The following is a 13879-nucleotide window of genomic DNA, read 5'->3' on the forward strand; positions in this document are numbered from 1 at the left end:
CATCACAGCTGAACGCCAGGAAGGAGTGATACAATATTTAATTGGAAAATACCGTATGACCAGGATGATTGAGGCAGAGGCAAGCGGTGATAAAGATGTTTATACCATTACTGAGTTTTTTAAGGACTTGAACCATGCGATTGATAAGGAACTGTATACCCACCAGCCTATAGATGTTTACAGGCGTAACCTGCAAAAAAGCTATGTTGAAAATTTGATCAGTATAATTAAGCCTTCTGCAGTAATGCCTTATTTGGGCGCTGCGGATAGTCCAAATGGGCCACCCTCGCAATTAGATAATGCGCCATTAAAATCTCAATCCAGTGATATGTCATCAGTAATCAAATCACAATTACATTACCAGCAAAAGTTGATCAAAGCGGATCTTCCATTTGTTAAAGATGAAATGACCAGAAGCCACTTATTGGATTTGAATGATAGAATTATAGAGGCGCTTAGTGTTAAATAAATTCGTCATTATAGTAAATACCTATTGTTTTATGGATATCATATTTTTTATTGGGATATCTCTGACTTCCTTAATTGCGATAGTTGTTATTATAAAAATGATCAGCAATCGAATGAAAGGAAAAGATGAGCTTGATGGTCTGTTTACTTTCAAATACAAGAGAAAAGATCAGAGATGAATGCAATTACCTTAGGTTATATATTTATCATGGTGTTTGTATTTGCCGTAATCATGCAAACATCAAAGAACCGCCGTTACGGGGGCTAAAAACACTCTTTGTTCTTTATAAATTAGTTTAATAGTTAATTAGATAGGCGCATCCCGGAAAGAGCCGGGAGCGCTTTTTTGAATTTTCGGACTAAGGTGTTCAATGGCTCCGGAATATCTATACTAAAAGACGGTATTCCGGTTGAGTTTGGCTTTGTTGCTGGTAGTGAACATGATTCATTGGCCTTAAAGAAGTTGCCTTTGGAACTCCCTGCTGAAAGCGAAATATTTGCAGATTCTGCTTATACGAATTATGAGATTGAGGATAAATTAATGGAAACTGACAAGATATTCTTAAAGGTTTATCGAAAATCAAATGCAACAAGAAAAGACAGTGTGAACGCCGCCTTATTAAGGAATATGCATAATTAAGAACCTTGAGTTAATTAATAACAGCCTGATTGATTCATTACTGATAATTCTTATGTAATTCTGATTATGCATTAAAAAACAGATGGATAATATGCATTTGATCGAGTTATCCCCCCTCTTTGATCCCGTACCCCCCTTTCTTTTTTTTTTCAACATTGTATTTTCGGATCGTTATAGTCTGGAAGGGTAATTGACCAGTTTTACTTTTCAAGTTGAGTGAAAACCACAACGTGAAGCCTGTGCTATGCATTAATACATCAAGCTTTATGAACCAATCTAATTAATGCCTGTAATACCCGATTTTGACGCTTTTCCAGAATGTGAACTTTTACAGCAGGTAGCGCTGAGTAATGAGGATGCATTCCGGCAATTATTTACAACATACAATCATCAGTTAGGTACATACATTTTCCGTTTAACTGATTCTATGGAACTATCTGAAGAAATAGTACAAGATGTATTTCTAAAAATATGGGAGAACCGTGAAACGTTAACCGGTGTAAGAAATTTCAAAGCTTATCTTTTTGTGGTTTCTAAAAATCATGCTTTAAATTGTTTAAGGAAACTTATAAATGAACGCGCATATCAGCAAGAATGGGAAGAAAGTTCTATAAACGGATTTACAATAACTGAAGAAGAAAAAGCTGACAGATATTATGGCTTGTTGGATGAAGCTATTGATCATTTACCTCCGCAACAGCAAAAGGTTTATTTGCTTAGTCGTCACGAACATCTTAAATATGCAGAAATAGCCAAACAACTAAGCCTCTCACGCGAAACCGTCAAAAAATACCTCCAGATTGCAATTGCCTCAATAACAACTCATGTACATGCAAACATGGATAAAACCATGATTTTGTTTGCCCTTTTATTACTTTTCTGATTTTTTTTAAATCAATACCCCCTTTTTTACCCCTCCTTGTGTCTTATCTATCGTAAGGCTGCCAAGCCATTATAAACCTCAAAAATTAAGGTATTAAATGTATTGCTATGAATAGAATAGATACAAGGCTGATTTATTTATTTAATCTTTATTTTGAGAAAACAGCTACTCAAGATGAGGTAGATGAATTATTTAAGTTGTTGCAAACATCTGATGATGAGCAATTAACTTTTTTCATTCGGCAGGCATGGGACGATTTGCAAGTTACAAAACCTCTATTTGACCCCTCACAGAGCGAGGATATACTTAATAGGATATTGCATACCAGAACCGCTAAAAACAAAGTGTTTAATACGCTACCTATAAAGAAAATGTTTGTATGGCGAAAATTTGCAACGGCTGCAGCTGTTCTCTTTTTTATAGGCATTGGGTTCTACCTGCAAAACAAGGTGAACAAACCTCAAATAATTACAGCAAAGTTATTACATGATGTTATGCCAGGAGGCAACAAAGCGACATTAACACTGGCAAATGGTTCATCCATTATATTGGATACTGCCCATAATGGTGTTTTAGCAAAACAAGGTAACAGCATAATTAATAAAACTAAAAATGGGCAACTTGTTTACAGCGCTGATCCTAATGAGCAGGCTGCAACTCCGGTAACCAATACCATTTCAACACCCCGTGGGGGGCAGTATCAGGTAGTACTGCCCGATGGTAGCAAAGTTTGGCTTAATGCAGCATCTTCCATAAAATACCCTACTTTTTTTAATGGAAAAAAAAGACTGGTTGAAATTACAGGAGAAGCATATTTTGAAGTGGCTAAAAATGCTTCAATGCCTTTTATAGTAAAATCAAACAGAGCAGAAGTTGAAGTTTTGGGAACCCATTTCAATATAATGGCCTATGATGATGAAACTTTAATGAAAACAACGCTGCTTGAAGGTTCAGTAAAAATAACAAGTGGAAAAACCAGCGATATTTTAAAACCCGGAGAACAAGCTTTATTGAATGAAAAAGGGCAGCTACAGGTAACCGATGATGTGGATGTGAATGAGGAAACTGCCTGGAAAAATGGATTATTTCAGTTTAAAGATGCTGATGTTGAATCTATTATGCGCCAGTTGGGCAGATGGTATAATGTAACTATAAGTTACGAGGGCAAAATTTGTGCGAGGCAATATACCGGTAAAATTTCGCGCAATGTTAAAGCCTCTGAATTATTAAATATGTTAAAATATACAGGACTTAATTCCAGAATAGAGGGAAAAAATATCATTATAACAAATTGAAATGCAATGATAATTAATGGATAGGACCATTACTTGTTAATATAAACAACATAGGAAGAGAATATCCAACCTTAATACAACAACCAATTAATAACTAACCAATTGTTCACCTAAAACACCCTAAAATGAGAAGAAAAATACGAAACCTCCAATAAATATCAAAGGGCAATCAGCTACAATTTATAAAACTCAGCTTAAAGTTTATAAGCCGTACTTAAAGAAAAAACCGGGAAACGTTTGCCGCGCTTTCCCGGCTAATATCTGGGTTGCCCAACAATCACATTCTAGTAATTAAAAGCTAACGTTTAACCCAAACATTACAAAAATATGAATTTTAATTCTAATGGCACGCCTGTGATATGGCGTGCACTATCCAAAATATTATTGGTTATGAGAATAGCTGCTTTTTTATTAGTTGTAACCCTTGTGCATGTAACGGCCAAAGGTTATAGCCAAAATATAACAATTCATGAAAAAAACACATCTATTGAGGGCGTTTTACGATCAATTGAAAAGCAAAGCGGCTATCATTTTCTCTATGACAAGCTCAATTTGTCCGGAACTGAAAAAATAAATATTGAAGTAAGTAATGTAAGTATTGAAGAAGCACTTAATGAGTGCCTTAAAAACGAACATATTACTTACAAAATTTTTCAGCAAACGATTGTTCTAAAACGTAATGAGGAAATTAAAGCTGTTAATACCTTTTCCAATATCCAGAAAGTACAAGGAATTGTAACCGATGAAAAAGGCGAGACGCTTGTTGGTGTATCAATTAAGTTGAAAGGTTCACTAGGTGGTACTGTTACAGATGTAGATGGGAAGTATACGATAAATATACAGGGTGTAAAAGATACGCTTGTGTTTACCTACGTAGGCTTTGATACCCAGGGAATAGCGGTAAACGGGCGAACAGTTATTAATGTGAAAATGGTAGCAAAAGAAAGTAATCTGGACGAAATAGCGGTAGTAGCTTATGGTACCCAGAAGAAAACAACGATGATTAGTGCCATTACGACTATTGATCCAAAAGATTTGAAAGGCCCTACCAGCAACCTTACTACCATGTTGGCAGGGCAATTAGCCGGGATCATTTCCTATCAGCGGAGTGGTGAGCCTGGCAAAGACAATGCCTCGTTTTTTATCAGGAATATTGGTTCAACAAACAGTACCCCTCTTATTTTAATTGATGGGATTGAATCTACTGCTACTGATCTTGCCAGATTGCAACCCGATGATATTGCAGGTTTCTCAATACTTAAGGATGCGACCGCCACATCGGTATATGGCGCAAGAGGTGCAAATGGTGTTATATTGATAAATACCAAGACAGGGATAGTTGGAAAAATGAAATTAAATTTCCGAATAGAGAATTCCACGTCTGCCAATACCAAGAATATTGGGTTAGCGGATAATATTACCTACATGACACTTGCCAATGAGGCTGCACTTACAAGAAATCCGCTTGCTTCATTGCCATATTCTCAAAATAAAATTGATCATACGGCTAATGGGGATAACCCATTATTGTACCCTAATAATAATTGGATACAGGAATTAATAAAAAATCAAACTAATAATGAAAGAGTTAATTTGAATGCCAGCGGAGGTACAGATAAGTCAAAGTATTATATAGCAATGACGTATAACCTTGATAATGGCAATTTGAAAGATAACTCCCTAAATGGGTTCAGTAACAACATTAAGCTGCAATCATATTCTCTTTTGTCAAATGTTACTTTAAGTCTCACAAAAACAACAGAGGCACTTATAAGCCTTAAGGGGCAATTTGATGATTATTCTGGCCCTATTGGTGGCGGCACGGCTGTATATAATGATGCTTTATGGAGCAATCCTGTAGCTTTTCCTGCTGTTTATCCTGCCAGTTTATTACCGTACTCAAATCACCCGTTGTTTGGAAACGCGTTTATTGGAACCAGTAGCAATTTATATAACAACCCTTATGCAGAATCTCTTTCGGGTTATCAAGCAGAAACCACAAGCACATTAACAGCACAGTTCAGTTTAAAGCAAAAGCTTGATGCTATTACGCCAGGTTTGTCTGCCCGGATGATGGCCTACACAACACGATATGCAGATTTCTCAGTTTCCCGTAGCGTTAGTCCTTATTACTACCAGGCTAACTCAATAAACGGGGTATTTACCGGTTTAACCCAGCTTAATACAGGGTTGGCCGGGGCCCCGGGTGTAACACCAACAGAATATCTGACTTACAATCCCGGAGCCGCTACTGTTAATAGCAATACTTATGGAGAAGCAGCTATTAATTATTCCAGGGTGTTTAATAAAGTACATAGTGTAGGTGGTTTGTTGATTGGAACAATCAGTGATTATGTGACAGGCAACGCCCCAGATTTAGTAACGTCTTTACCGGCGCGTAACGAAGGGGTTTCAGGTAGGTTTACGTATGGATATGATAATCGTTACTTGTTTGAATATGATTTCGGGTATACAGGTTCTGAGCGTTTTGCAGCCAATCACCGGTTTGGTTTCTTTCCTTCAATTGGAGGCGGATGGATAGTATCTAACGAAAAATTCTTTAAACCATTCCTAGGTACCATTAATCAGCTTAAGTTTAGGTTTACGTATGGCTTGTCAGGTAACGATAATATTGGTACCGCAAACGAGCGTTTCTTCTATTTATCAAATGTGAATTTAAATGGCGGGTCTACCGGAAACTTTGGTACAAATTTTACTTACAGCAGGCCTACAGTATCTACAAGCCAATATGAAAACGATAACATCACATGGGAACTAACAAAACAAACCAATATTGGATTGGATTTGACGCTTTTTCATGACTTGACTATATCGGTAGATGCATACCAAAAATATGTCAGTAATATATTGTTGACAGGCGATATAACAACTACCATACCTTCGTCTATGGGGCTGCAGGCAAATCTTCAGTCCAATACCGGTATTAATTACGGTAAGGGTGCAGAGGTTACTTTAAATTACTCTAAATCATTTAACAATTCTTTATGGATACAAACACGCGGAACCTTTACTTATCAAGTGAGCAAGGTGATAGCAGATTTGGAACCTCAATATCCGGCGAACGAAAAATATTTATCGCAGATAGGTAACTCAGCTGATCAGATATATGGCCTTGTTGCAGAAAGACTGTTTATTGATCAACAGGAGGTTAATAATTCTCCTGCGCAATTTGGCAACGTTCTGGGCGGAGATATTAAATACAGGGATATAAATGGAGATGGAAAAATTACCAATGAGGATATTGTGCCTATCGGTTATCCCACTACACCCGAAATTATATATGGGTTTGGCTTCTCGATAGGGTACAAAAACTTTGATATTAGTTCGTTTTTTCAAGGCTCAGCCAGATCATCATTTCTTATTAACCCAGCCAATATTACCCCTTTTTATCTTAATGGAGGCAGCCAGAATGGCTTACTAAAGGCTATTGCTGATAGCCATTGGTCCGAAGCCAACCAAAACTCATACGCTTTCTGGCCACGGTTAGATCCTAACATTAACGCAAATAATAGCCAAGCATCAACCTGGTGGTTGGAAGACGGATCTTTTATACGATTAAAATCAGCAGAAATCGGGTATAATGTTCCTGATCCACTTTTAAAGAAACTGGGTTTACGCAGCGGGCGTGTTTATGTAAATGGCACAAATTTATTAACCATGAGTGTATTTAAACTATGGGACCCAGAAATGGGGGCTTCAGGATTGGGATATCCAGTGCAAAAGGTATTCAATATAGGTATAATGATAGGATTTTAAGTTTTAATAAAAAAAATTAAGTTATATGAACTGTAATAAAACTAATAGTAACGGCATTGAGAAAATGCTGTTCGGTTACAAAAAACATAGGGTATTGTTTGGCCGGCCCAGGTGTGGTATAATTTTCATATTTATACTTTCACCACTGTTTGGCACTTCCTGCAAAAAATCATATTTGAATGTAGTGCCTGATAATGTGGCTACAATAGCTAATGCTTTCGCATCAAAAATAGAGGCCGAAAAATATTTGTTTACCTGTTATTCTTACATACCAAACAACGAAAATCCCACATTTAATCCAGGTATATCGGCTGGCGATGAGGTTTTTTTTACGGATAACGACCCTTCTCTAGTAAATATTAGCGATGTAATGCAACTAGACTTCGGCGGACAGAATACGTCAAATCCGATAGCTAACTATATGGACGGTACGCGGGGGGCAAATGCAAATTATAAAGCAATAAGGGATTGTAATGTGTTTTTGGATAATGTGAGCAACCCAAGCGAAGTACCCGACCTTGATATTGACACCAGGACCAGATGGATTGCCGAAGTTCAGTTTCTTAAAGCATATTATCATTTTATGATGTTTAGGGCTTATGGTCCAATTCCTATAATTGATAAAAATTTACCAATTAGCGCTTCATTAGATCAGATGCATGTTAAGCGTCAATCAGTAGATAGTGTGGTGAATTACATCTCAAATTTGCTTGATGTTGCTGCCGCCAAGCTGCCTTTAACCATAACCAATACAACTAATGAATTGGGGCGTATTACAAGTCCCATCGCTTTAAGCTTAAAAGCACGATTATTAGCAACAGCGGCAAGTCCTTTATTTAATGGCAATTCCGACTACAGTTCTTTCAAAAATGCAGATGGTGTGGCACTCTTTAATCCTTCGTACAGTGTAGCCAAATGGCAGCGGGCCGCCGCCGCATGTAAAGCGGCTATAGATTTATGCGCCACAGCAAATATTAAGCTATATACTTTCCCTGCACAAACAAATCATCTTAGCGACACTACGATGACGGAAATGAGTATTAGAAACGCAATGAGCGAACCATGGAACAGTGAATTAATATGGGGATTAACAACAAACAATAATACCAATTTTATACAGATGGCCGGTAAAGGCGAATTTGATTTTAATTACGGATCTGGAGCTCAGGGTGACCCCTTAATAGGACCTACTATAAAAATGGCGAAAATGTTTTACACTCAAAATGGTGTTCCGATTGATGAGGATAAAACGCTTGATTTTACCAATATAGCTACACTACGGGTGGCAACCCATGCTGAGCGGTTTAATATTAAAGAAGGTGAAACAACAGCAAGGTTAAATTTTGACAGAGAACCCAGATATTATGCGGATTTAGGCTTTGACAGGGGTATTTGGTATATGGCTAACAGCCCGTCACTAACCGACGAAAATACATTTTATTTGATGCTTCGTAATACTGAAATAAGTACAGGCGGAACAGTAACTCCGTCGGGCATGTATATGAAAAAGGTTCTTAATTGGCATTTCGAGTATAACAACCCTTATCAAAGTGTTAATTATCCATGGCCCGAAATACGCCTCGCTGATATATATCTGTTATATGCCGAAGCTTTAAATGAAGCACAAGGACCCGGTTCCGATGTATATAACTACGTTAATCAGGTAAGAGCAAGGGCAGGTTTACAATCAGTACAAACTTCGTGGGGAAATTTTAGTACAAACCCCACTAAATATACAACCCAGGCTGGTATGCGGGTCATCATTCAAAGGGAGCGAAGCATTGAGCTTTGTTTTGAAGGTCAACGCTACTGGGATTTGTTACGATGGAAAACGGCCGCTCAGGAACTTGCAGGCAATGTAACAGGTTGGACTGTAAGTGGAAAAACCCCTGACCTATATTACCGTGAAATTACGCTTAATACGAGATTTTTTGTTACTCCGCGCGACTATTTATGGCCAATAGAAGATCAGGATTTACTTGTGAATCCAAATCTAGTACAGAATCCTAACTGGTAAAAATACCAGTTGACATATATTTTAAATCACAAAATATTAAAAAAATGAAAACAATAAAACTAAGGTGTCTTTTGTGTATGACTTTCTATTTAATAATAATTGCAATAGGTTGTAAACAGGATATATTAAACAAAGCGGAGATTACAGATACAAATCCGCCAGGTGTTGTATCTAACGTAACTGTAGTGAACCTAAATGGAAAGGCAACATTAACTTACTCATTGCCAGGAAATAATGACCTGCTTTACGTGAAAGCGGTTTATCAAACATCATCTGGGCATACCGCTGAGGTAAAAGCGTCTCATTACACCAATACCCTAACCGTAGTTGGATTTGGAGATACTTTAGCGCATACAGTGCAATTGTATGCTGTAAACTCCAGCGAAGTAGCTTCGGCCCCGGTTACTGTAACTGTAAACCCTTTAACACCGGCTATTAATTTGGCTCGCAGATCGCTGAGTGTTGAGGCTACTTTTGGCGGGTTTAATCTTACTTGTAATAATCCTACACAAGAAAACTTAGACATTATTCCTTTGGTAGATACTGCGGGTAATGGGAAATGGGAGCAAACAATTGATATTATATATAGCAACAGCCCTGTTATCACAAGCGAAGTGAGAGGACTGCCTGCAATAACAAGGAAATATGCTTTCGTGGTAAGAGACAGATGGCTAAATTATTCGGATACATTATTTGTAACACTTACACCTTTATTTGAACAGATGTTGCCAAAATCTGCCTGGAGCTACTTTCCATTGCCAAATGATTGTACGATTCTTTCTCCGGGCACTACTGACGCAAAAAATATGTGGGATGGTAACTTTAATGGCGCCTGGCCCGATGTTTTTTTTACTGTAGAAACTTCCATCACTCCGCAAACAATAACTATAGATTTGGGAGCAGCACACAAATTTAGCCGGTTACTAATGAATCCTTTTTATGAACCGGGGTATGGGTATTATGTTAAAGGTGATCCACAGAGTTTTGAAATTTGGGGATCTAATAACCCAAATGCAAGTGGTGCTTATGATGCCACCTGGACTAAATTATTAACCTGTGATGTGGTAAAACCATCCGGATCTCCTTATGGTACTGAAACCGCAGCTGATATTACCTTGGCAACTAATGGCTGGCCATTTGATTTTCCTGTAGGGCAATCCGCTTACCGCTATGTACGGATAAGAAACTTGCAGAACTGGCAGGGATCTTACTTTATGAGTATATGTGAGTTTACACTATGGGGTAATTAGTAATTGCGGAATTTCCATATGACAGTTTAAAAGTAGATGGAGAAGCATTTAGTATTACTGATTTTATTGATAAATGATAATTAAATAATTAAACAAATGAAACGGTATAAAATTACAGTTTGCTATATAGTTACATTGCTGGTGTTAATAATAAGCGCCTGCACTAAAATGGATAATTATAAAAATATATATATGAAAGGGGGAGCGATAATTTACCCTGCGAAATTGGATTCTGTGCAGGCTTTCTCCGGAAAAAACAGAGTGAAGATTACAGGGCTTTTTACCGCCGATCCATCAATTGTAAAATACAAGGTATTTTGGAACAGCAGGCAAGATTCAATAGAAGTACCTGTTAAACGAACAAATAGCGTAGATACAGCTAAAGTAATTATCCCCAATTTGCCCGAAGGGCTTATGAGTTTTGAGATAAGAACTTATGACGCGCAGGGCCATATCTCTATTCCTGTAACTCTTTCAGCAAATGTATATGGGGACTTATATCAAAGTTCTCTCACAAATAGGGCAATAGTGGATGCCGGAATACAGTCCGACGGTTCAGCATTGATCACCTGGGCTGATGTGAATACAGCTGCAGGTATAATAAATATGGAAATCAAGTATTCAGATAATAACGGTAAAGCACATGATACGCTGGTTACATCTGTTCCAACGGGCTTAACAACATCATTACCAAATTTTAAAGTAGGTAATACTATTAGCTATCGTACATCATACCTGCCCAATCCTACAGCAATTGATACATTTTACGTTGCATATCAAACTCACAGCGTAAAAGCTGATGTAACCAGCCTTTATTTAACAAATACAGGTAACCCTTTTAAAAGTGCAACTTTTGATAATAGTGGTGGCAGGTGGGGGACGCTAGCTGGCTGGATTACAAGCCCGAGTGTTATAAATCATTGGGGATATGGGGGGTATGCTAATGACAATGGAGGGTCATTGGTTATGGAAATGGGATGGAGCGGAACAGCCGCTATTCAAAATGGGAAAATTTATCAAACCACTACCCTCCCGGCAGGAAACTATATTTTTCAAATTGTAATAGCTACTAATGGATCGATTGATCCGGTTTATATTGTGGTGGCAACGGGAGCCACCCTTCCTGACGTAAGTAATATTTCAAGTTCCTTGGCGTACACTGGTTTTCAAAATCTAAACCTTCCGTTTACCGTAACACAGCAGGGAGCGGTTTCTTTAGGCTTTTTAGCCACCATGACAACAGGTAACCAATATTGGGCAGTTACGTCTGTTCAACTTATTAAAAACTAAAAACTTAATATACACACCAACACCAGGTAGGCAAACTAATTTAGTTTGTTTACTTGGTGTTTATTAAATTAACCAAAGTGTTAAAAAAAATATCTATCTGATTAACAGCAATTTTTTAACAACCGGGGAGATAGAAAGTTGCTAAAAATAACTTTTGTTATCAGCCATCAGTTGATCGAAAAACAGAGAGCCGTTTTAAATTTATCCGTAGCAGGAAGAGTGATGATCAATCCATCTTCGGTTTGTGACCACTGGATATTACCATTGTACCCCAGCAGTTTTACAGACGAAATAGGTTTATCATAATCCCCGCCCTTTTTCAAAGAATGTACGGTGATTTTTGAACCTGATGGAGGAACCATCATTGTAAATACATTCAATTTGCCGTCTTTACCCACGGTAAAACGAATATCTTCAGGTTCGTATTGAAATGCTGCTTGTTTAGCGCTCAAACTACCGGCAGGTATCATGTGGATTTTTCCATCTTTCCCTTCACCTTCTTTAACCCATGCTTTACTGCCGTATATGGCGCTGCCGTTCACTTTCATCCAATCTCCGATGTCATTAAGCATTTCTATACAAGCCGGTTCCAGTGAACCATCCGGCCTAATTGGTATGTTCACTGCGTAAGCCCCGTCTCTGCACACATACTCTAAAAGGCAATGGATCACAAATCGCGCATCGTAGATAATATCTGGTCTATAAAACCAGTCACCGACAGCATTCTCACCGAGCCATGGTTGATCTGTTTTGATTGTACGGGGGTAACGCCCCTCAAACGTCGTCACAATTCCTTTTTGCCCGGCAGGAAAAAACTTGGTGATACTAAATACATCCTGCTTGCCATGACGTGCCAATTCGAGGTTAAAGTACGACGCGATCATGCGTTCATCGGCGTCGGATTTGAAGCCTGTGCCAGTTCTCCATCCACTAAATGGTTGAGAACTGTCGCCATCGGTATAAATGAAATCGGGATCGTATTTATTAACCGCATCCAATATCCGCAAGGCCCAGCGGTCTGCGTACCATTTTGCATAATCGAGATGCCTGGTGAAAATACCTTCATCCGGGCGATATTGAAATTCGTCCATACCTTTATACTCCCTCAGGTTAATACCGTAAAGCAGCTTTGGATCATAGCCTTCCCACCATTTGCCCTTGCCATCCGCTAACGTAAGGCGGCCATCAAACATTCTGTCGGCGCTGTCAGTTCGGAATGCAGATTGAAACCACCACCAGCTATACTCGTGATGAAAGGCGATACCAAAATGCATACCTTCTTTCTTTGCCGCTTTTGCCCACAAAGCAAGCAAGTCTTTATGCGGGCCGATGTTCACAGCATTCCAGGGTTGGTATTTTGAATCCCACAAATCAAAATTGTCATGATGGACACCTTGTATAAGCAGGAACCTTGCGCCAATACGATGGTAAAGTTTAACATATTTCTCAGGATTGAGTTTCCTGGGATTCCAGTCGCGAAGCACTTCTTTGTAGCCCGAATCTACCGGGGAGCCGTATTTTTTGAGGTGATTTTCATAAGCGGTTGTACCTTTAATATACATTTTACGGGCAAACCAATCGCCGCTCATACCGGCAGACTGCGGCCCGAAGTGTACCCAGATGCCAAACTTAGCTTCGCGTAACCAGCTAATGGCACTTTCCTGATAATTTTCGCCGATAGATTTCCAAGTAGGTTGAAACGGCCCCGATGCCATGGGGAAATCCATCTTAACTTCCTTTACGCCTGCAGTATCACCAAGTGCTACCGAATTAACCGGCAGCGGGTCGGGGATTTTCGGCATTGGCGCAGGTGGAGGCAGTTCAAGAATAGGCAAATTTCCGCCTTTTGGGGCAAAGCCTTGTGACGATAACAGTTTTTGCGACTTACAATTGGTCAAAAAGCAAAGCATCAGGCTCAGCAGGCAGCAGCTGATGAGCAATTGTTGAGTTTTATGAATCGATCTCACTGGCAGGATATAAATGGTTTATATTTTAGTTATCTGGAAACTAATACATCAAATATACGCTGAACAACGGTTTTCGCCTATCCTGCACTGTCCTGTATCTATCCACTTCCACCGGGTACAGGACAGTGCAGGATAGGCGAAAACGTTTTGTGTTTTAATTTTAGCCTACCAATTAAACAGTAATTCCGATGTATTATATTAATGCCTGATTTTAAAAAGGGACGAATAAACTTCACGGTTCCGGTTGTAATTTTGACGGATATAGCAATTAAAATTTAACTTATCAATTAAA

At 38.6% G+C, this 13879-nt stretch carries 8 protein-coding genes and 1 pseudogene; 8 read left to right on the forward strand and 1 reads right to left on the reverse strand.

Translation table 11 applies throughout. From position 1 onward, the window contains the following. From GSQ74_RS18185 to GSQ74_RS18220, 8 genes and pseudogenes are all read left to right on the forward strand, one after another. A pseudogene (locus GSQ74_RS18185) lies at positions 1-469 on the forward strand (hypothetical protein); the annotation flags it as partial. Between the two features lie 345 nt (positions 470-814). Next, positions 815-1108, forward strand: a complete 294-nt coding sequence (locus tag GSQ74_RS18190) for a hypothetical protein (RefSeq protein ID WP_216846777.1) — start codon at positions 815-817, stop codon at positions 1106-1108. 283 nt (positions 1109-1391) lie between these two features. Next, a complete protein-coding gene (locus GSQ74_RS18195) occupies positions 1392-1991 on the forward strand; it encodes an RNA polymerase sigma-70 factor (RefSeq protein WP_158995644.1) in 600 nt (199 codons plus the stop codon). Between the two features lie 107 nt (positions 1992-2098). Continuing rightward, complete coding sequence (locus GSQ74_RS18200; RefSeq protein WP_158995645.1) at positions 2099-3286, forward strand: FecR family protein; 1188 nt, start codon at positions 2099-2101, stop codon at positions 3284-3286. Positions 3287-3613: 327 nt separating this feature from the next. Further along, positions 3614-7063 carry a TonB-dependent receptor gene (locus GSQ74_RS18205; protein WP_158995646.1) on the forward strand — a complete coding sequence of 1150 codons (3450 nt, stop codon included), beginning with the start codon at positions 3614-3616 and terminating at the stop codon, positions 7061-7063. A 25-nt stretch (positions 7064-7088) separates the two neighbouring features. After that, positions 7089-9080 carry a RagB/SusD family nutrient uptake outer membrane protein gene (locus GSQ74_RS18210; RefSeq protein ID WP_216846778.1) on the forward strand — a complete coding sequence of 664 codons (1992 nt, stop codon included), beginning with the start codon at positions 7089-7091 and terminating at the stop codon, positions 9078-9080. A gap of 44 nt (positions 9081-9124) precedes the next feature. After that, positions 9125-10330, forward strand: coding sequence for a DUF5000 domain-containing lipoprotein (locus GSQ74_RS18215; protein WP_158995647.1), 1206 nt, complete (start codon positions 9125-9127; stop codon positions 10328-10330). Positions 10331-10426: 96 nt separating this feature from the next. After that, entirely contained in the window at positions 10427-11620 is a 1194-nt protein-coding gene (locus tag GSQ74_RS18220; protein WP_158995648.1) for a DUF4998 domain-containing protein, read from the forward strand. Between the two features lie 167 nt (positions 11621-11787). On the opposite strand, the gene GSQ74_RS18225 is transcribed toward GSQ74_RS18220, so the two are convergent. Continuing rightward, positions 11788-13587 (reverse strand): alpha-L-fucosidase, encoded by a 1800-nt coding sequence (locus GSQ74_RS18225; protein ID WP_158995649.1) that lies wholly within the window; start codon positions 13585-13587, stop codon positions 11788-11790. Positions 13588-13879: the final 292 nt, after the last annotated feature.

The organism is Mucilaginibacter sp. L196 (genome assembly GCF_009765905.1).
GTDB lineage: Bacteria > Bacteroidota > Bacteroidia > Sphingobacteriales > Sphingobacteriaceae > Mucilaginibacter.